The sequence below is a fragment of the Terriglobus sp. 2YAB30_2 genome, assembly GCF_052114765.1.
Classification (GTDB): Bacteria; Acidobacteriota; Terriglobia; order Terriglobales; family Acidobacteriaceae; genus Terriglobus.
Genome location: NZ_JBFRFJ010000004.1, coordinates 144,074 through 164,107 on the forward strand (window position 1 = coordinate 144,074; position 20,034 = coordinate 164,107).

18 protein-coding genes are annotated in these 20,034 nt (G+C 59.4%); 11 read left to right on the forward strand and 7 right to left on the reverse strand.

Translation table 11 applies throughout. From position 1 onward, the window contains the following. Window positions 1-221: 221 nt before the first annotated feature. Window positions 222-1,127 carry an N-acetylmuramic acid 6-phosphate etherase gene (gene murQ, locus AB4Y89_RS08305; RefSeq protein WP_442300448.1) on the reverse strand — a complete coding sequence of 302 codons (906 nt, stop codon included), beginning with the start codon at window positions 1,125-1,127 and terminating at the stop codon, window positions 222-224. 66 nt (window positions 1,128-1,193) lie between these two features. Between murQ and AB4Y89_RS08310 the strand changes: the two genes are divergently transcribed. The 5 genes from AB4Y89_RS08310 (at window position 1,194) to tldD (ending at window position 5,983) form a co-directional block, all read left to right on the forward strand. After that, the gene (locus AB4Y89_RS08310) at window positions 1,194-2,528 is read left to right on the forward strand and encodes an alkaline phosphatase family protein (protein ID WP_442300449.1); all 1,335 of its coding nucleotides are present in this window, start codon (window positions 1,194-1,196) and stop codon (window positions 2,526-2,528) included. 164 nt (window positions 2,529-2,692) lie between these two features. Beyond that, window positions 2,693-3,619: a hypothetical protein gene (locus tag AB4Y89_RS08315; RefSeq protein WP_442300450.1), complete on the forward strand. Its 927-nt coding sequence runs from the start codon at window positions 2,693-2,695 to the stop codon at window positions 3,617-3,619. A 113-nt stretch (window positions 3,620-3,732) separates the two neighbouring features. Then, window positions 3,733-4,134: a type II toxin-antitoxin system RelE/ParE family toxin gene (locus tag AB4Y89_RS08320; protein WP_442300451.1), complete on the forward strand. Its 402-nt coding sequence runs from the start codon at window positions 3,733-3,735 to the stop codon at window positions 4,132-4,134. Then, window positions 4,109-4,480, forward strand: a complete 372-nt coding sequence (locus AB4Y89_RS08325) for a helix-turn-helix domain-containing protein (RefSeq protein WP_442300452.1) — start codon at window positions 4,109-4,111, stop codon at window positions 4,478-4,480. Before AB4Y89_RS08320 ends, AB4Y89_RS08325 begins: the two co-directional genes overlap by 26 nt. Before the next feature lie 60 nt (window positions 4,481-4,540). Then, window positions 4,541-5,983: a metalloprotease TldD gene (tldD, locus tag AB4Y89_RS08330; protein WP_442300453.1), complete on the forward strand. Its 1,443-nt coding sequence runs from the start codon at window positions 4,541-4,543 to the stop codon at window positions 5,981-5,983. Between the two features lie 197 nt (window positions 5,984-6,180). Here tldD and AB4Y89_RS08335 read toward each other — a convergent pair whose 3' ends face one another. Beyond that, window positions 6,181-6,957: an SDR family NAD(P)-dependent oxidoreductase gene (locus AB4Y89_RS08335; protein WP_442300454.1), complete on the reverse strand. Its 777-nt coding sequence runs from the start codon at window positions 6,955-6,957 to the stop codon at window positions 6,181-6,183. Between the two features lie 73 nt (window positions 6,958-7,030). On the opposite strand from AB4Y89_RS08335, the gene AB4Y89_RS08340 reads away from it, so the two are divergent. Beyond that, window positions 7,031-8,416 (forward strand): TldD/PmbA family protein, encoded by a 1,386-nt coding sequence (locus AB4Y89_RS08340; protein WP_442300647.1) that lies wholly within the window; start codon window positions 7,031-7,033, stop codon window positions 8,414-8,416. 569 nt (window positions 8,417-8,985) lie between these two features. After that, a complete protein-coding gene (locus AB4Y89_RS08345) occupies window positions 8,986-10,068 on the forward strand; it encodes an SPL family radical SAM protein (protein ID WP_442300455.1) in 1,083 nt (360 codons plus the stop codon). 121 nt (window positions 10,069-10,189) lie between these two features. Here the strand turns inward: AB4Y89_RS08345 and AB4Y89_RS08350 are convergent, their stop codons facing one another. Next, the gene (locus AB4Y89_RS08350) at window positions 10,190-10,945 is read right to left on the reverse strand and encodes an ROK family protein (protein WP_442300456.1); all 756 of its coding nucleotides are present in this window, start codon (window positions 10,943-10,945) and stop codon (window positions 10,190-10,192) included. A 168-nt stretch (window positions 10,946-11,113) separates the two neighbouring features. On the opposite strand from AB4Y89_RS08350, the gene AB4Y89_RS08355 reads away from it, so the two are divergent. Next, on the forward strand, window positions 11,114-12,790 hold the full coding sequence (locus AB4Y89_RS08355; protein ID WP_442300457.1) for a diguanylate cyclase domain-containing protein: 1,677 nt from the start codon (window positions 11,114-11,116) through the stop codon (window positions 12,788-12,790). Here AB4Y89_RS08355 and AB4Y89_RS08360 read toward each other — a convergent pair. Next, window positions 12,759-13,289, reverse strand: a complete 531-nt coding sequence (locus AB4Y89_RS08360) for an SRPBCC family protein (RefSeq protein ID WP_442300458.1) — start codon at window positions 13,287-13,289, stop codon at window positions 12,759-12,761. The two genes, AB4Y89_RS08355 and AB4Y89_RS08360, sit on opposite strands and share 32 nt — an antisense overlap. Window positions 13,290-13,313: 24 nt before the next feature. After that, window positions 13,314-13,724, reverse strand: a complete 411-nt coding sequence (locus tag AB4Y89_RS08365) for a hypothetical protein (RefSeq protein ID WP_442300459.1) — start codon at window positions 13,722-13,724, stop codon at window positions 13,314-13,316. Between the two features lie 112 nt (window positions 13,725-13,836). On the opposite strand from AB4Y89_RS08365, the gene AB4Y89_RS08370 reads away from it, so the two are divergent. Then, the gene (locus AB4Y89_RS08370) at window positions 13,837-14,766 is read left to right on the forward strand and encodes a sugar phosphate isomerase/epimerase family protein (RefSeq protein ID WP_442300460.1); all 930 of its coding nucleotides are present in this window, start codon (window positions 13,837-13,839) and stop codon (window positions 14,764-14,766) included. Window positions 14,767-15,160: 394 nt separating this feature from the next. Here the strand turns inward: AB4Y89_RS08370 and AB4Y89_RS08375 are convergent, their stop codons facing one another. Beyond that, window positions 15,161-15,595: an NINE protein gene (locus tag AB4Y89_RS08375; RefSeq protein WP_442300461.1), complete on the reverse strand. Its 435-nt coding sequence runs from the start codon at window positions 15,593-15,595 to the stop codon at window positions 15,161-15,163. 183 nt (window positions 15,596-15,778) lie between these two features. On the opposite strand from AB4Y89_RS08375, the gene AB4Y89_RS08380 reads away from it, so the two are divergent. Further along, window positions 15,779-15,982 carry a hypothetical protein gene (locus AB4Y89_RS08380; RefSeq protein WP_442300462.1) on the forward strand — a complete coding sequence of 68 codons (204 nt, stop codon included), beginning with the start codon at window positions 15,779-15,781 and terminating at the stop codon, window positions 15,980-15,982. A gap of 384 nt (window positions 15,983-16,366) precedes the next feature. After that, window positions 16,367-19,162, forward strand: coding sequence for a M16 family metallopeptidase (locus tag AB4Y89_RS08385; protein ID WP_442300463.1), 2,796 nt, complete (start codon window positions 16,367-16,369; stop codon window positions 19,160-19,162). A 118-nt stretch (window positions 19,163-19,280) separates the two neighbouring features. Here the strand turns inward: AB4Y89_RS08385 and AB4Y89_RS08390 are convergent, their stop codons facing one another. Next, on the reverse strand, window positions 19,281-20,018 hold the full coding sequence (locus AB4Y89_RS08390; RefSeq protein WP_442300464.1) for an endonuclease III domain-containing protein: 738 nt from the start codon (window positions 20,016-20,018) through the stop codon (window positions 19,281-19,283). Window positions 20,019-20,034 lie beyond the last annotated feature (16 nt).

Genomic DNA, 20,034 nt, shown 5'->3' on the forward strand with positions numbered 1-20,034 from the left:
TCCATATCTATGGGCGTTTTCCGCAATGAAAACGCCGCTGCACACCCCTTCCGGGATACCCAGCAACAGGGAAAATGCTCTATTTGCTGATCCCCAACAACTGGGTGCCCCATATCTCGGCAACGCCGAGATGTGGGTTTGCAGAATGCTTGGATGACGGTGGCGCTCACCCACATCTGGCGATGCTGCCGCCAGATATGGGGCATCCAGTGTTGAGGTGGTTAGCTTTCCAGTGCTTCGCGTAAGCGGCCGCCGGCTTGTTGCAGCTTGGCGACGGCCGCATCGGTGGAGAGGCCGAGCTTCTGCATCACTACCGCGACCTTTACACTGCCGGCTTCGATCAGCAGTTCGGCGGCAGTTTTCTGATCGACTCCGGTGATCTCCATGATGATGCGGGCGGCGCGATCGACCAGCTTCTCGTTCGTCGGCTGCACGTTCACCATCAGGTTGCCGTAGGTCAGGCCGGTGCGGATCATCAGGCCGGTCGACAGCATGTTCAGCACCAGCTTCGTCGCGGTGCCGGCCTTCATGCGGGTGCTGCCGGTCAGGACCTCCGGGCCGGTGAGAGGAGTGATCTCCATCTCAGCTTCTTTCGCCAGCGGCGAGCCGGGAACACACGACAGGCCAACGGTCAGCGCGCCGATCTCGCGGGCCCAGGCGATAGCGCCCAGAACATAGGGAGTGCGCCCGCTCGCGGCGATCCCGACCAGGGTGTCTCCCGAGGTGAAGTCCGCTGCTTTTAAGTCCGCGGCGCCCTGCTCGCGGGAGTCCTCTGATTTCTCGCTCGACTTACGCAGCGCCGAATCGCCGCCTGCGATCAGGCCCTGCACCAGCGTCGGCGGAACGGAGAAGGTCGGTGGGCATTCCGAGGCGTCGAGCACACCCAGGCGGCCTGAGGTGCCGGCGCCGATATAAAACAGCCGTCCGCCGCCCACGATGCGAGGTACCAAAGCGTCCAACACAGCGGCGATGTGCGGCACCTCGGCTTCCACCGCGGTGATCACGGCCGCGTCCTCGCGGTTGATCAGGCGCAGCATCTCTTCCGTCGGCAGGGAATCGATGGCGGTGGTGCGGGGGTTGCGGCTCTCGGTAGGAATGCTGGCGAGTTGGACAGAATCGATCGGCACGAGACAATTATCTAGTTGCGCCCATGGAGTTGTCAGTTCGGCCGGGGTTGGCGCAAAAGGGGTGTCATGCGGAAGTTCCGTTTCCTTGTTGTCCTGTTTGCGGCAGCCGTCGCCTGCGTAGCGCAGGCGAAGAAGCCTCTGGTGGTTATGGTTTCAGTCGATGGCATGCGGCCCGACTACGTAACCTACGCCGAAGAACACAAGCTGGAGCTGCCCTTTCTGCTGGGCATGATGCACAACGGCGTCTACGCTCACGGCGTCATCGGTGTGCTGCCCACCTACACCTATCCCTCGCACACCACGTTGGTGACCGGCGTCTGGCCGGCGAAGCATGGCGTGCTGAACAATCGCCCGTTTGATCCTCTCGGAAAAGATCCCTCGGCGTGGTGGTGGAGCTTCTCCACCATCAAGGTGCCGACGCTGTGGCAGGCCGGGCACGATGCGGGCGTGAAGACAGCAGCCGTGAACTGGCCGGTGACCCAGGGCGCTCCCATCGACTACAACATTCCGGAGTTCTGGAACCCGTCGCCGCAGGATGACGGCAGTACGCTCGAAAATGCATCGACGCCTGCGGGCATGCTGAAGGATCTCGAAAAGACCCTCGGCCGCTATCCCAGCAAGGTGGTCGATGTCGCCAACGACCATAAGCGGGTCGCCTTTGCGGTCGCCATCCTGAAGCAGTACCACCCGGGTCTACTGGCAGTGCATCTCGCCGGTCTGGATACGGCGCAGCATGATCACGGTCCCTTCTCGGAGGCGGCCAACGCCGCCGTGCAGGAAGAGGACAAGCTGCTCAAGGAGATCTACGACGCTGCCTACGCGCAGGACAAGAACGTCATCTTCTGTGTGCTGAGCGATCACGGCTTTGAGCCCGTGAACTACTACGTCTCGCTCAAGAGGGCGTTTGTCGATGCTGGGCTGATCGCGGTGGACGCGAAGGGCAACGTCACCTCATGGAAAGCGATGCCGTGGGTCTCGGGCGGAACGGCGGCCATCATGCTCAACGACCCCAACGATGCGGAGACGAAGCAGGCGGTATCGGCGTTGCTGCGTAAGTTGGCGATCGATCCGGCCAACGGTATCGGCCACGTCTACAACCGCGAGGAGACGGTGGCGATGGGCGGCTATCCGGAAGCGGCCTTCCTGGTGGCTTTGCGGCCGGGCTGGCAGGCGATTGCGGAGCTGAAGCCGGAAGTGGCGACCGGAGTTTCGAACCTGGGAGCACACGGCTACCTTGCCAGCGATCCGGCCCTGCGGTCGGCATTTTTCATCATGGGACCCGGCCTGAAACCAGGTAAAGACTTAGGGCTCATCGACATGCGGCAGATTGCCCCCACTTTGGCGGGCGTGCTGGGGGCGCAGCTCTCAACGGCCGATGGCAAGGCGATTGACCTGAAATAGTCCCGCAGATGTCCTGGAGCGTTTTTCCTGTAGGTGTAGCGTAGGGTTTCCGCATCTATGGGCGTTTTCCCGCAAATGAAAACGCCGCAGCACGCTCTTCCGGGATGCCCAGCAACCGGGAAAACGCTCTAAAATAATAGAGATTCTTGGAGAAAACACGAACCATGGCAGCAGCAACCCAGCTCAGCCTGCAGCAGCAGGTCGAAGAGGCCGCCCGCGTCGCGGGTCTTACGGTCAGCAATACCACCTCCGGTGCCGATTTCAGCGGCAAGCCCACTGCGAAGTTCACCCTCGCCAACCCCGAGGGCAAGTCTGAGACGCTGGAGATCAGCGCCGACTTCGACTTCGGCCGCGCGGAGACTCAGGCCGAGCTGAAGACCTACTTTGCCGACTCCGCCAAGCGCCTGAAGAATCCGCGGCCTGACACCTACGTCACCATGCACGGCCTGCCGATCAGCTTCTCGAAGTTCGCGTGGCCCTTCCACACCTCCACCTCGGGCGCGGACACGTACATCGTGCACGGCGAGGCCTGGCTGGAAGACGGAGCGCAGCCGGTGCTGCACGCCAAGGTCTCGGCGTCGATGACGCTGACCTTCGCCGAGATCGTTCCGGCGATGGAGCAGCCCTTCGCCGAGAGCTTCATCTACAACGCCGTCCGCAAGACCATGGACCAGGGCCAGTTGGAGTTTGTGAAATCCGGTAACCGCCAGCCGGTACCGGTCACGACCCGCTACTACTCACGCTGGCGCAAGACCTTCGTCTTCAACGACACCGTCGAGCAGCAGCGCCTCGACTTCATCGCGAAGAAGGTCTTCTGGCTCTCGGGCGTGCTCGGCGGCGGCCAGCCGGTATGGGTGCTCGATCCGCGCGATGCGCAGTATCTGAACACCACGGTCGAAGACCTGAAGAAGGTAGCGACTGCCCTGGCGTCGGACGGCGTCATCCAGCTCACGGCTGGAGCCGAGTATGCGACGCCAACCGAGGGCCTGATGCATCATCGTGCAGAGTATGAGAAGGAAATGCAGGACTCGGTGAACTTCACCAAGCCCCAGTTCAACGAGGATATGCGCGCCGGCAAGGCGAACATGTAGCAATAACAAGATTGGAAAGGCCCTGCGACTATTCCGGAGAAGGAGATAGTCGCAGGGCTTTTTGTTTTAGGGGAGCTTTGTTTTTATAGGAATATTCCTATAATCTAGATGGCGTGACGGCGAAATCACCTGTTGAGCAGAAGCCGAGGTCCGCGGTTATTTCGTGGGAGGGAAATAGCAGAGAAGTTCTTCTCGGATGGCCATCGGCGGTAAGGATTGACTTCGGCAACTCTCTTCGCGAAATGCAGGAAGGGCGTCCGGCACGGCTTGATGTTAGACCGATGCCCTCAATTGGTCAGGGCGTCTTTGAGTTGAAGACGGACGACGAAGCGAAATGGTATCGGCTGTTGTATCTGGCTCGAATCGATGACGTCCTCTATGTCCTTGACTGTTTTGAGAAAGACACTCGCAAGACAGAGAAGAAAGACCTCGATCGAGCAGCAACGCGATTGAAACAGGTACGTCAAAGGCTCATGGAGGAGCGACGGGATGCCAAGCACAAAGGTACAAAATAAGCCGACGCACGTAACCAGAGGAGACATCTTCGATGACCTGGGGCTTTCTCCGCAGGAGGCAGCGGAGGCAAAAGTCAAAGCGGATCTCTGGAGAGATTTGATCGCCCAGATCGAGAAACAGAAGCTCACACAGAAGAATCTGATTCAACTTCTCGGCGTGCATCAGCCTGAAGTCAGCAATCTGCTCAACGGCAAGCTTTCCAAGTTTGCGTTTGGAACCCTGATTCGATATGCCGTCAATTTGAATCTGAATGTGAGCGTTAGGCTGACCGCACCAAAAACCATCAAACGGCCAGTTTCACAAACCTGGGCGCAGGAAAAGCGTCAGAGACGTGCCTCCGCTTAGAGAGTAACCGCGGGCGATGGGAACAGTGTGGCGGACCGTGGAAGCGTAGAATCTGTATTCATGACGATCCCTTCCGCTGCCGACCACAAGCGCTACTTCATCGATACTCTCGGCGTCTCGGAGCGGCTGATGGAGCGCTGCCTAGGTGAGGCTCTTTCCGCCGGTGGTGACTATGCCGATCTTTACTTTGAATCGGTGACGTCAACTTCGATTGGCGTTGATGAATCGCTGGTGAAGTCGGCCAGCCAGGGCATTAGCGTTGGTTGCGGCATTCGGGTTTTGAGTGGTGAGCGGACGGGGTTTGCGTATACCGACGATCTCTCGCCGGAGCGGCTGCTACGTGCTGCTCGTACTGCGGCGTTGATTGCCAGCGGACCGGCGAAGCAGCAGGTACAGGGATTCACCTCGCCCACGACGCCGGAGCTTTATCCTGTCGCAGGCGCCAGCACTGATGCTGAGATCGCCGGCAAGCTGGAGCTGATTCTGCGGGCTGATCGTGCCGCTCGCGCTTACGATTCACGGATTACGCAGGTGCGTGCCGGCTACAACGATGAGCTGCGCCGCATTCTCGTCGCTGCCAGCGATGGTACGTTCGCGAGCGACACGCAGCCGCTGGCTCGTTTCAATGTCTTTGTCATTGCGAAGGATGGAACCAATACGGCGCGCGGCAGCAGCGGTGGGGGCGGACGCATCACCATTGATTACTTTGAGACGGTGAAGACGCCCGAACACTTTGCCCACGAAGCGGCGCGTACGGCCATCCTGCAGCTTGGAGCGATTGCCGCTCCTGCAGGCGAGATGCCGGTCGTGCTTGGTCCTGGCTGGCCGGGTGTGCTGCTGCATGAGGCTGTGGGGCATGGACTCGAAGCAGACTTCAATCGCAAGAAGACCTCGGCGTTCGCGGGTCTTATTGGTCAGCAGGTTGCCAGCTCGAAGGTAACGGTGGTCGATAACGGCATCATCCCCAATCGGCGCGGATCGCTGAACGTCGACGACGAGGGCACACCGACGCGCGAGAATGTGTTGATCGAGAACGGCATCCTGAAAGGCTATCTCTCTGACAAGCTCTCGGCGCGGCTGATGGGGATTCCGTCGACCGGCAGCGGACGCCGTGAGAGCTATCAGCACATCACCATGCCTCGCATGACCAACACCTACATGCTCAACGGCGAGGACATGCCCGAGGACATTATCAAGAGCGTCAAGCGCGGTCTCTATGCGGTGAACTTCGGCGGTGGGCAGGTGGATATCACCAACGGCAAGTTCGTCTTCTCGGCGAGCGAGGCCTATCTGATCGAGGACGGCAAGGTGACGGCTCCGGTGAAGGGGGCCACGCTGATCGGTAATGGGCCCGAGGCGTTGAAGTATGTCTCGATGGTGGGGAATGACCTGGCCCTGGATGAGGGGATTGGCACCTGCGGTAAGAGTGGGCAGAGTGTTCCTGTGGGTGTGGGTATGCCGACGGTGAAGCTCGACAAGATGACTGTGGGTGGAACGAATTAAGGCGTTTGAGATTTTGAAACAACCTTAAGTGCCCCAACAAAAAGCGTAGGTGGGTAGGCAGGCGACAGAGTTATAGAGCGGGCCTTCGGCCCTTTAATTCTTCTTGGGCCGGGTACCTGGGGCGTTGCCCCAGGCTGGTATAGAACGCGCCTTCAGCGCTGAAAACCATTCAACCATTCAACCATTCAACTACTTCCCTAGATCCAGCCGCCGTCGATCACGTGGCACTGGTTTGTGATGGCTGCGCTATCGTCCGATGCGAGAAAGAGCACCAGGCGTGCGACTTCCTCCGGCAGGATCATGCGTTTGATGGCCTGCGCTCCCAGGACCGTGGCGGTGTACTCAGGCGTCAGCCACAGGCGTTGTTGTTTTTCTGTCAAAATCGCGCCCGGCATCACACAGTTCACGCGGACGTTATCTTTGCCGGCGAGATGGGCCAGCGTCTTTGTCAGGCCTACGATTGCGGCTTTGGCGGTGGTGTAGACGGGCAGGTCGGTGGAGGGAATGACCCAGGAGATCGAGCCCATGTTGACGATCGATCCGTGCTGCTTTTGCCGCATGCCGGGAAGCGCAGCCTGCGACAGGAAGAACTGGTGCTTCAGGTTCACGGCCATCAGCTCGTCCCAGCGCTCCGGCGTAACTTCGTCCAGGCTATGACGAATGTCGTTGCCGGCATTGTTGACCAGTACGTCGAGCGCTCCCCATTGCGTTTCTACGGCGCGTAGAGCCTGTTGTGCAGCAGTGGTGTCGGTCAGGTCACAGCGCAGAAAGAGAGGAGCTGGAAAGCCATTCTGTTGCAACCGCAAGGCGAGCGCCTCGCCTGCTTCCTGATGTAGATCCAGGAAGGCGACGCGGGCACCCTGCCGGGCGAAGGCCTCCACGATGGCCTCGCCGATGCCGGTGGCTCCGCCGCTGACCAGCACGACGCGGTCACGCAGGCTGGGGTAGGTCGCAAATTGCGAGGTGTGCTCCATTCCTTCTCCTCTGTCGAGGAGAAGTCTCGCACATCAGGGAGTGGCAGCAGATATCCTTGAAGGCGGAATGACAATGACAACGGAAGAACTCTCGCAGCAACTGGATCTGAACTCTCTCGCACAGCAGGTGGTGGAGCGCGCCCTGCAGGCCGGCGCCACGGACGCCGAGGCTGTGGTCTACGAGGGCGATGAGTTTTCTACCAGCGTCCGTCTGGGCCAGGTCGAGACGCTGCAGGAGTCGGGTTCACGTGCCGTTGGTCTAAGGGTCTTTATCGGGCAGCGGACGGCGAACACGTCTTCGTCGGATCTGTCGGAAGCATCGATCCGCCGCCTGGTGGAAGGTGCAGTCGGACTGGCGAAGATTACCAGTGAAGATCCCTTCGCCGGACTTCCGGAGCCGGATGAGTTTGGTTCGTTGTCCGGCGATCTGGGCCTGTACTTCGACGATGTCTACTCGCTTCCGGTGGAGCAGCGCATCGAGATGGCGCGCCGGTGCGAGGCTGCGGCGATGGCGGCGGATACGCGCATCCAGAACTCCTCAGGAGCGGACTTCGACGCCGCTACCTCGCGCAAGATCGTCGTTAACTCGCGCGGCTTCAGTGGCGAGTATCGCCGCAGCTACTGCGGGTTCTCTGTCTCTCCCATCGCGCAGGACACGACGGGAACCATGCAGCGCGACTACTGGTACTCCGCGGCACGGCGTATTGGAGCTCTGGAGTCACCCGAAGAGGTCGGAAAAGAAGCGGCCCGCCGCGCCCTGCGCCGCCTGGGAGCGCGTCGTGTGCCGACGCAGAAAGCTCCGGTCGTCTTCTCGCCGGAGATCGCGCGCAGCCTGATGTCGAATATCTTCGATGCTGCGAACGGGGACGCGATCTATCGCCACGCCAGCTTCTTCGCCGGCCAACTCGGCGAGCAGGTTGCCGGAGAGAACGTCACCATCGTCGATGACGGGACGCTGGTCTTCAACGGTGCGGCGGGGTTCGGTACCTCGCCTTTCGATGGAGAGGGCCTGCCGACGCGCCGCACCGTTATTGTCGAGAACGGCGTGCTGAAGAGCTACGTCCTCAACAGCTACACCGGCCGCAAGCTGGGGCTGCGGTCGACGGGCAATGCTTCGCGCGGCCTGGCGGGCACGCCTGGTATCGGTGCGGGGAACTTCTTCCTGCAGCCCGGCAGCATCACGCCGCAGCAGTTGATCGGCGATGTGAAGAGCGGCCTGTACGTAACGGAGACGATGGGCTTCGGGGTGAACCTGGTGACGGGCGATTATTCGCAGGGCGCCAGCGGTCTGTGGATCGAGAATGGCGAGCTGGCGTATCCGGTGGAAGAGATCACCATCGCCGGCAATCTGAAGGACATGTACCGCAATATTGTGGCGATCGGGAATGATCTGAACTTCCGGTCATCGAGTGCGAGCCCGACGATTCGGATTGAAGGAATTACGATTGCGGGAAGTTAGAACGTATCACCAGTATCCGGTGAGCCCATAATCGGGTGCCCCAGGTACGCGAAGCTTACCTGGGAGTATCGAGCGCAAGCTCGATCCGTTCTTTGATTACTCGTGGCTTCTTCGCCCACCCTAACTTCGTGAGGGTGGGGCACCCGGTTTGGGATGTCTCGGTAGAGAAGCGGGTCCTTCGCCTCCCTGCCCCAGCCAGCGAAGCTGGCCGGGGACCCCGTTCGGCTCAGGATGACAAACAAAAAGATATTGATAGGTAGCGTAGAAGATTCCTTCCCATCAGCAGGGAACCGTGTCATCATCGCGGCATTATGTACAAACGTTCGATCGTCCTCGCACTTCTGATGTTGTTCTGCTTTGCACCTCTCGCCGACGCCATGATGGCTCGGACTCACCGTACCAATGTTCGTGCGCACCGTCGCCATAAGGCGGCCCGCCGCCATTACCATCGCGGTTAGAAGCTCTCCATCCAATGGGCGTTTTCTGCAACGAAAACGCCGCTGTACGCCCTAAATCCTTCCACAGAATGCACGCTTGACGGACCGCTGGAACGGGCCTAAGCTCGTTTCATGGATGGCGAAGAAAAAGCGAAAGAACTCTTCCCCATTCTGCCGGGAGCTACCGGTATGGTCCGTATGGCGGCGCAGGCCGAACATGTAGATGACGGCCACGATGTCGAGTTCTGCGGGATGAAGGTTAGCGGCATCCTCAACCGCTCCGTTTCCAAGCGGATGCATTGGATGGCCTGGAGCATTAACCCTTACCGCGGATGCGAGTTTGGTTGCCGCTACTGCTATGCGCGGTATACCCATGAGTTTCTGGCGCCGAAGGATGGACCTGCGGAAGGCCAGCCGGACTTTCACGATCCGGAGGTCTTCGAACGGAAGATCTTCGTCAAGGAGAACGCAGCCTGGCTGTTGGAGCAGGAGTTGCGCCGGCTGGAGAGACAGGGACACATCACGGACGAGATCGCGCTCGGTACGGCGACCGATCCATGGCAGCCGATCGAGCGGCGGCAGAAGGTGACGCGGAGCCTGCTGGAGGTTCTGGCGCGCCGTAGCGGAATCCGTCTCGGCATCGTGACCAAGTCCACGCTTATCCTCCGTGACCTCGATCTGCTGCAGGAGATCGCCCGCAAGAGCGTTCTGGTGGTGCACCTCACCGTCACCACACCGGACGTGGAGCTGGCGCGGAAGCTGGAGCCGCGCGCTCCGCGTCCCGACTTGCGGCTGGCGACCGTGCAGAAGCTCCGTCAGGCGGGCATCATCGTGGGCGTTCTGAACTCACCGCTGCTGCCCGGTATTACCGACACCATGACAGCGATCGATCGCATGGCGAAGCTGGCCGCTGACCACGGAGCCTGTTTCTTTGCCGCCAACCCGCTGTTCCTGAAACCGTGTTCGCGACCTACCTACCTGAGCTTCATCCGCGAACACTTTCCCGACCTGGGGCCGGAATACGCCCGCCGGTTCCAGGATCGGGACTTTGCCGACAAAGCCTACGCTGCACGCCTGAGCGCGATGGTAACGGCGATCTGCCGCAAGCACGGCCTGAATAAGCGTGCGATGGACTCCCTGCTCTCGCAGGAGACCGCACAGAAGATGCCTGCGGCGGCTGTGAGGGGACCGGCGCAGCAACGGCTCTTTGGTTGAATAGTTGAATTGTTGAATAGTTGAATAGTGTCTCGGGACGTCGGTGTTCCAGCCCGCGAACTCTGCGGCTGCCACAGGGGCTAAGGGAACTATTCAACCATTCAACTATTCAACCAACCAACTAGCTTTTCCGGGGATGCGCTTCCTGGTGCTTCTGTGCCGCTGACAGGCGGACATGCGCCCGGCCGGCATCGATGGCGGCGTGAGGCGATGCCTCTTTCTTCGGAGGTTCCCAGAGGCGGAAGCCGCCGGCAAAGGCGTTCACGTTTTCGCCGAGCAGGACGCCCTCGGGCAGTTCGTCCAGCAGCTTGGCATTGCCTCCGCCGAGCACCACGTATTCGCAGAGCAGGGCAGCGCGCAGGCGCTCGATGATGTCGTGGACAGACCGCTGCCAGCGCTTGCGGCCGCGGCGTTCCAGGCCCTCTTTGCCGACATACTCTTCGTAGGTTTTGCCCTTGCGATAGGGCAGGTGTGCCAGCTCCATGGGAGCGATGGCGCCGTCCAGAATCATTGCGGAGCCCAGGCCGGTGCCCAGGCCGAGAAAGAGCATGCGGCCGCCCTTGTAGCTGCCCAGGGCCTGCATGGCTGCATCGTTCAGGATGCGGACCGGCTTCCCGAAGGCCGCTTCATAATCAAAGTCCACCCAGCCGGAGCCGAGATTATGCGGTTCGTCGGCCGGGCGGTTGCCGACCACCGGACCAGGAAAACCAATGGAGACGCAGTCGTACTGCCAGGATTCGGTAGCTGCCAGTACCTCTTCTGCCATGTAAGTGGCAGTCGCGTCCGGTCCGGAAGCGATCTTGATGGCGGTCTTTTTTCCGGTGGCCAGGACTTTGATATGGGTGCCGCCGACATCGATCACCAGGACTTTACGCATGTAGATGTGCTCCAATCACATTTCAACATTACCCAAAACCGTTACCGTCGCGGATTTGCAGAAAAACTTCTGCTGCAATGCGGCGTTTCGGATGGGATAGTAACAGTAATTGATGCCTTGGAAATCTCTGCTGAACTGGAAGGCGCAGGTCTGTAGTCCGGGAGCCTGATGCGGCAAGAATTGTTCGATCTGATCATGGTCCCGCTGATGACCTTCTTTTTTGCCGCGCTGCAAAAGGGAAGGCCGCAGCGTCGCTACCGGCTATGGCTCGCCGGCTGGCTGCTGGAGCTTACCAGCATGGCCATCTGGGAGTGGGAGCAGATCTCCCATATCAGCACCCCCGTCATTGAGACGGTACGGATATGGGCCATCGTCTTTGCGGGAATCGCTTTCCTACTCTCCTTCGGGCAGAAGGACCTTACGTTCCGGCAGTTGTGCAGCTTTGGCCTTGCGCTGAGTGTTCCTGCGTGCCTTGGAATTCTCCTGATCAATAACGGGACGGCACGCAAGTGGATGATCGTTGTTCTGATCGTCGGCGGGGAGGTGCTGGCGGACTGGTCGCTGCGGCGTAGCTATGGCTTGCAATCGAAGGTGCGGCTGCTGGTGCTCGATATCCTGGCGGTGGTCTCCGGCGCGGTCATGCTCCGGCTGGTAGCCACCAATCAGATGGAGGTGATCTACGCCGTCATTCTGGCGGAGATCTTCACTGCCTGCGGTCTGATGTTCCTGACGCTGCCGTCACGCAACCTCGCGGGCCAGTGGATCGCATCGCAGGGCTTCTTCTTCTGGGCGCTGCAATATCCGCTGTACTGGTGGATGGGGGACAGACCCGGCTGGGAATCGTCCTTCATTACGCTCACCAATCTGTGGTATCTGCCCAAGTATCTTGTTGCCTTCGGCATGATTCTGCGGGTCATGGAGGAGGATCAGGAGCGGGTTCGTACACTTACCGAGGAATACCGTCTGCTCTACGAGGGGAATCCTCATCCGATGCTCGTCTTTTCTCCAGAAGACGGGCGATTCCTCTCGGCCAACGAGGCTGCGCTTCGGGTCTACGGCTATGGCATGGAAGAGTTCCTCGGGTTGTCGGTTCCGGAGATCTTCCCGCCGGAGGATGCAGCGGCACGCGCGGAGATGTTGCGGTATGAACGAAGGTTCGAAAGGTATCAGACGCTCACCCGCCGAAAGGATGGAAGCAGCTTTCACGCGGAGATGACGATGTATCCGGTTACCTTCCAGGGCCAGTGGGCGCGGTTTCTGCTGGTGGTCGACACGACTGAGCACGTGGAACTCAACCGGGAGCTGGTGCGCCAGGCACAACACGATCACCTGACTGGTCTGCCGAACAGGACGCTGTTGGAAGACCGCATGAGCCAGTGGCTTGCCATCGCGCAGCGCAGCGACAAACCGGCGGCGCTAATGACGCTCGATCTCGACCGCTTCAAACATATCAACGACACCTACGGCCATSTGGTYGGCGATGAGTGCCTGAAACAGGCAGCAGCGCGGATGCAGTCGCGTATTCGGCAGAGCGATACACTGGCGCGCACCGGTGGCGAGGAGTTCACCCTGATCGTCAACCACATCTCGTCAGAGGATGGCGCCAGGAGCCTGGCAGAAAGCCTGCTACGGCTATTTGACCGGCCATTGCATATCAACGGTCTGATTATCCCCATCACCATCAGTATCGGTGTCGCTATCTATCCGGCAGACGCTCACGATCTGGACACGCTGCGTCAACTCTCAGACGATGCCCTCTACCAGGCCAAGCGGACAGGACGGAACCGCGTGGTCTTCGCCGGGCACATGCCTGCTACGGATGTTCGGCAGCTGACTTCAGATTAGTCAGGCCGCGCTCAAAGTCCGGACCAACCATCTTGTCCATGCTGGTAAAGACCATCATGAGCTTCGTCATGAAGCTGGAGGGGCCGTCCATGGTCCAGCGGACTGTCGTGGGGCCGGCAGGCGAACCGGAGTAGTAGAACATTGCCGTGTTCTTGCCTTCGAAGGGCTTGATGAAGTCCAGACGGATGCCGGTCTTTTCCGGCGTGGCGGAGAGGATCTCCATCTCGCCTTCGCCGACCTTACTGTTGCCCTTCCAGTGATAGATGGCGCCCGTTCCCGAGTCTGGTCCGGAGTAAGTTACCTGCATCGCTGGGTCGAGCTTTGCCCACGGAGACCATGCGTCCCAGTGATGGAAGTCGGTGACGAAGGCGGCGATCTTTTCCGGCGGAGCTGCAATGGTGGCGGAACGCTCGACGTGGAAGGTGGCCGGCTTGGTAGCGGCCAGAACCAGAATGATGACTACGGCGAGAACAAAGACAGCTGCAATCAGCTTCAACATGCGAAGCCTCCCGGATTGAGATTATTATTGCGCCGCTGCGGGCTTATCGTCAGCCTTCGGCTTGTCGTCTTCTGCCTTCTTGGCCGTGAAGGTGCCGGGATAGCCGAGAGGCTGTACATCGATGGTGCCAGCCAGTGAGCCGTCTTCCGCGATGGTGCCGACCCAGGTCAGAATGAGCGCCTGGCCTTCATACTCGCCGCCATGCTTGAAGGTAAGCTTCGTGTCCTCCAGCGTCCCAGTCACGTCGTACGACTTGTTGCTGAGCGAGCATTTCCCGGTGATCTTATTGTCTTTGTCGATCGAGAACGTGCAGCTCTCATTGACCGGATAGCCGTTGACGTCGCCATAGATCTTCCAACTGCCTGCAACAGGAGTGGTGGTGGCGGCAAAGGCGGTGGCCGTTAGCGAGAGTACAAGCGCGGCGAAGCGTTTCATCGATGGTCTCCTCGGGGATGGGTGCAGCCAATATTACATGACGCAGATTGACAAGCCACCAGAAAAGCGCAGAGACTCGCAATCGAAGGTTTCCCACAAGGAGAAAAGAGAGATGCGGATGAATCGGCGGCAGTTTATGGGCGGCGCGGCGGCGGTTGCGGCGGCAGGTGTGATGGGACGGATGGCATGGGCCGATCCGCTCGGCCTGCCTCTCGGTATCCAGCTTTACACCGTGCGCGATCCCATGATGAAAGACACCGTGGGCACCGTGAAGCAGATTGCCGGGATGGGCTACAAGGAAGTTGAGACGGCTGGTTACGGCACCATTAAAACAGCGGCCGAGTTCCGCAAGGTGCTGGATGACGCCGGTCTGAAGTGCCCCAGCGCTCACCTGCAGTGGGACATCAACAATCTGCAGAAGTCATTCGATGACGCCAAGGCGCTGGGTTGCAAGTACGCAACGGCGTCCGTTCCAAAGCAACTGATCCAGGAGAAGATGACCAAGTCACCGGCTGAGATGTCAGACGCCGAACGCGCCGCATGGCGCGCGAAGATGGTCGCTCCGCTGACGGGCGATGACTTCAAGAAGCTGGCTGAGGTCATGAACAAGGTGGGTGAAGAGGCCAAGAAGAACGGCCTGGTCTTCGCAGCACACAATCACACCATGGAATTTGCCCTGGTGGATGGCGTTCCAGGCTACGACTATCTGCTCAAGAACACCAACCCGGCCAATGTGAAGTTCGAGATCGACTGCGGCTGGATCACCGTCGCCGGATACAAGCCGGGCGACTACGTGAAGAAGTTCCCCGGTCGCATCAAGATGCTGCACATCAAGGACTTCTCAAGTTGGGAGAGCGGTAAGACCGGCGAGAGCGCCAAGGGTACGGAGATCGGCAAGGGCAAGGTGGACTATAAGGCGATCTTCGCCAGCGTAAAGGGCACCGGAGTCGAGCATATCTTCGTCGAGCAGGAAGCTCCTTACACGCTGCCTCCGCTTGAGGCGGCAAAGGCCGACTTCGACTATCTGCATTCGCTGTCGTAAGCGGAGATTGACTCAAGTACAAAGCGCGGGCTCAAGAGCCCGCGCTTTTGTTGTTAGGAAGGGCTAGAGGGATCGACATGTTTGATAGAGCCCATGCACTGGATGCCCATCCATCGCAACGCAATGGGTGGGATATTGGGAGCCCGAGCGAATTTGTTTATCAGAGTGGTGCCCCCGGGCATATGAGCCCGGCTTTTCCCTCGCAGGCAGAATTTCTTCTACGGTGTGTTCATAGATTCGCTTTGCATTGGGAGTTATAGAGCGGGCTTTCAGCCCTTTGATCGTTTCACATGCCCCGAAACCTGGGGCCTTGCCCCAGGCTGGGTATAGAACGCGCCTTCAGCGCTCAGAGTACTGGTTCGACCGAATTTATCGATACGCCCAAGAGCATGTCCTATGCAACCCGCGTGCCGCATTTCGGGCAGAACTGGGCGCCCTGCTCCAACTGCGCACCGCACTGGCTGCAGACACGGCCGTTGGCGTGATAGGGATTATGGTTGTTAGCGGGCGGGGTTGCAGGCGCCGGTGTGCCATTCAGAATCATCTGCTGTATCTGTAGAGCCAGCAGAGCGTTGTACTCTCGCACACGTCCCGGCATGAAGAAGCACTCAACCAGTGCAACCAGGCCAGGAATCCCGGTCCAGAAGAAACAAGCGTACAGGATACCCATGCTGTTGCGCTTCAGGTAGAAGTGATGTGCGCCGAAGCTTCCCAGGAAGAAGGCGAACAGGATGCCTGCGACCTCATCCTTACGCTGATTCTGATATTCGGAGTAGAAGTACGCGCGCTGCGCGTCTGTCATGCCTGCTGTGTAAGGATCGCCTGTCATCCGATACCTCTTTCTCTCGCAGCCAGATACGCAGCCGGTGAAGTTGCGGTTCCGTAGATATATAGCAGAATGTCGGTCTGGTTTTGTCGGAATTTACAGCTTCCGGAAAGAGGCGCATGATGCTTGGCAAGGCAACGTGAGGGCGTTGCCGCGATCTCTAATCGAATCGAATGGAGGTTTCTTATGCAGATTTCGAACGGTCAATGCGGGCTTTGTTCTCACTTCGGTGAGACGCATAGAGACAACAAACTTATCTCCATTGTCACCAGCCACCAGGCGGAAGCAACGGTAGTGGACGACTGCGGTCATCCGAAGCATTCCGGCCTGCACCTGAAGGTCACTCCGATCAGCGGTTGCGACGGGTTTACTCCGGCGGCCGCAGCTTAGTCTCCCTCATCCCACCCATTTCACATGGAGGCTGCGCATGGCGCAGCCTCTTTCGTTTTGGCGTGGACGGAGATACGCTAGGGCGTGTCATCCAATTGCTGTGGTCAGCGCCGGGAGCAGATTTTTCTGAGCTCTAGGAGTGAGGAGAGAACTGTAGCTGGTCTACTGGAACGACGAATGACGAAGAGATTGGGAAAATCTGCCCGGCCCTTGGGTTGCGGTGCAAATTCGTCCATACTTCGTTGTCGGCCTCGACAGTGGGAACAACCACAGCCTTCGACCTCCGCCTCGTCTGGACGAATTTTCGCTCGCAACGCTGACGACAGCAATTGGATGACACGCCCTGAAGTGAACCCAATTCTGCTTCCACGGAGTAGGTCCCCAATGAAACTGCGCATTGCAGCTCTCTTTTCTGCTTTCGTCCTTACCGTCTCTTCGCTGGCGCAGACATCAGCGATTAAAGCGCCCACCATGGCCTACGAAGAGTACCGTCTGCCCAACGGTCTGCAGGTTCTTCTTACCGAAGATAAGTCCCTGCCTCTGGTCAGCGTGAACGTCTGGTATCACGTCGGCGCGGTGAATGAACGCCCAGGCCGCACCGGTTTCGCGCATCTCTTCGAACACATGATGTTTGAAGGATCGAGGAATGTGGGTGAGAAGAATCACTTCAAGTATCTCGAGGCGGCAGGCGCATCCGACATCAACGGAAGCACGAACTTCGACCGTACGAACTACTTCGAGACGGTGCCCTCGAATCAGCTTGAGCTCGCCTTGTGGCTGGAGAGCGACCGCATGGGTTTTCTGCTGGATACGCTGGATCGCGCCAAGCTGACCAATCAGCGGGATGTAGTGCGGAATGAGCGCCGCCAGTCGCGTGAGAACCAGCCTTACGGTGTTGTGGAAGAAGAGGTCTACGGCAACCTGTTCCCGGAACCGCATCCCTACCACGGTGTCGTGATCGGTTCGCACAAGGACATCGAGGCGGCACGCCTGGTTGATGTCCGCGACTTCTTCAAGACCTACTATGCGCCGAATAATGCCACGCTGGTCGTCGCCGGCAGCTTCGATAAGGCTCAGGCAAAGGCTCTGGTGGAGAAGTACTTTGGTCCCTTGCAGAAGGGTGAGACCGTACCGAAGCTCGATGTCGTGACGCCGTCGATCACGGAAGAGAAGCGGCTCACGGTGACCGATACCGTGCAACTGGAGAAGGTCTACCTTGCATGGCTCTCGCCCAAGGCGTTTGCTCCGGGCGATGCCGAGATGGACATCACAGCCGATGTTCTGGGCGGTGGGCGTTCCAGCCGTCTGTATAAGAAGCTGGTCTACGAGCAGCAGATCGCACAGGCAGCGCAGTGCTACAACGAGTCAGCTCAGGTGGCTTCGATCTTCAATTGCGAGATCACAGCACGTCCCGGTACCAAAGCTGCAGATCTGGAGAAGGCCGCGAACGCGGTGATCGATGAGTTTCTGAAGAATGGTGCGACGCCGGAAGAGCTGGAGCGTGCCCGCACCAAATCCATCGCCAGCCTGATTCGTCCCCTGGAGCGCATTGGTGTTGTTGCAGACAAGCTGAATTACTACAACCATTTCACCGGCGACCCCGGATATCTTCCGAAAGATATCGCCCGCTATCAGAATGCGGATGGTGCTTCTGTGATGAAGTATGCGCAGGATCTGCTGGCGAGCAATCATCGTGTCGTTGTCTATGGTGTGCCCGGTGAGAAGGTGATTCATGACGTTGCGCGCAGTCCGGAGAATACGGATGCCGACGTCAAGATCGAAAAGGAGTATACCGCCGAGTTTGATGCGGCGCAGGCATGGCGCAAGACTGCGCCCAAGCCCGGACCGACGCCGTCCTTTGCTCTCCCGGTGCCGCAGACCTTTACGCTCGCGAATGGCCTGAAGGTCTATGTGGCGGAGAACCATAAGCTGCCGCTCTTTGCTGCGAACCTGGTTTCACTCAGTGGAGCTTCGCAGGATCCAACGGATAAGCCCGGCGTTGCCGGCTTCGCTGCGGCGATGCTGACCGAGGGGACGAAGACTCGCTCGGCGACGGCGATTGCGGATCAGACGGGAGACCTTGCGCTCTCACTCAACGGAACCGCTACCTCTGACGCGATGAGTGTCTCTGTGGGCGGACTGACGACGAAGCTGGACAACGCCGTCGACCTCTTTGCGGATGTGGCGTTGCATCCTGCCTTCGATGGAGGTGAGGTGGAGCGTGTGCGCAAGCGCCGCCTGACGCAGTTGCTGCAGCAGCGCGATCAGCCGCCGATCGTGGCGCAGCAGGTCGGCGCTGCCGCCCTGTTTGGTCCCACAAGCGCCTATGGGCACAACTCGCTCGGCAAGCCGGATTCGGTGAAGGAGATTTCTTCCACCGATCTGTCGGGCTTCTACACGAAGAACGTCGGTCCAAAGAACTCCGCCCTGGTATTGTCCGGCGACATCACGTTGGCCAAGGCGCGTGCGCTGGCAACCAAGTACTTCGGCGGATGGACGGGTACGGCCTCTGTGCCGACACCTCCAACCGCTCCCGCTGTGGCAACCAAGCGCGTGATCCTGGTGGACAAACCCGGAGCTCCGCAGACCGCTCTCTATGCCTTCCAGCTTGGCCTGCCTCGTTCCACTCCGGACTATGTGCCGGTCGTGGTGATGAACACCATGCTGGGCGACCTGTTCTCCAGCCGCATTAACATGAACCTGCGCGAGGAGCACGGCTACACCTACGGGGCAAGCTCGCGCTTTACCTTCCGCCGCGGCAATGGGCCGTTCCTGGCTGGTGCTTCTGTTCGTACGGATGTCACTGCGCCGGCTGCCAAAGAGCTGATGCGTGAGCTGACGCGCATCCGCACCGAGCCGTTGAGCGATAGCGAGCTGAAGATGGCGCGCGACAGCTATGCCCGTTCGCTGCCTGGCGACTTCGAAACCAACGCTGGTGTGGTTGGGGCCATGGGCAATATCTTCACCTATGGTCTACCGCTTACGTACTATCGTGCTCTGCCTGCGAAGGTCGATGCAGTGACGTTGAAGCAGTCTGCAGAGGCAGCGACCTCCTACATCCATCCAGACCAGATGATTCTGGTTGCCGTTGGCGACAAGGCCAAGATCGAAGCCGGTCTGAAAGATCTGAATCTGGCGCCGATTGAGGAGTGGACCGTCGACGCAACACCGAAGCAGTAGAGCATTTTCCCTGTGGGTGTAGTGTAGGGCTTCCGCACCCTATGGGCGTTTTCCGCAATGAAAACGCCGCTGTACGCTCTTCCGGGATACCCAGCAACGGGGAAAACGCTCTAGTTCGTCAATCGACCGGATATGGGCCACGCTTCGGCGTGGCCCTTTCCTTGCCCGTCGGGCATAGATCAAGCAGCGGGCACTTGCGGCAGCGCAGCTCATTCTTCGTGCACAGTGTCTGTCCATGCAGTTTGAAGAGTGAGTGATCTTCGTCCAGCATCTCCGGCGTCCATTCCTCAGGCACCAGCGCCATCAGGTCTGCCTCCACCTGGCGCGCATCGGCTTTGGGAGAACTTAGGCCCAACCTCTGCGCAATGCGTTGGTGATGGCCGTCGATACACAGCGCGCGGCGACGTAATGTGGTGAAGTTGACGACGGCCGCGGAGGTCTTCACGCCGACACCTGGAAGCTGCTCGATCCAGGCGCGGATCTTCTCCGTGCGATATCGCCCGAGCGGCTCCAACCGCAGCACGCCGATGCGGTCGCTGATCTGCTGGAGCGTTTCCTTCAACTGGTGCGATTTCTTCTCGTAGTGCGTTACCGGCCGAATGACCTCTTCAATCTCCTCGATGGAGGCATCGCGCAGCCGTGTCCAGTCACCCTGCCAGCCATCGAAGCGGTTGCGCAGGTCGCGGATGATCTGCAGCGACACTTCTGTCTTGGTACGGGCCGAGAGCAGTGAATAGATCAACTGTGTCAGCGGGTCCCACACATCGCGCGGAGCGGGCTTGCCATAGAAGGCAAGCAGCCGCTGATGAAGCTCCGGCAGGATGTTCGGCGGTGTGGGTTCGAAGAGCGAAGACATTTGAACAATACAAAGG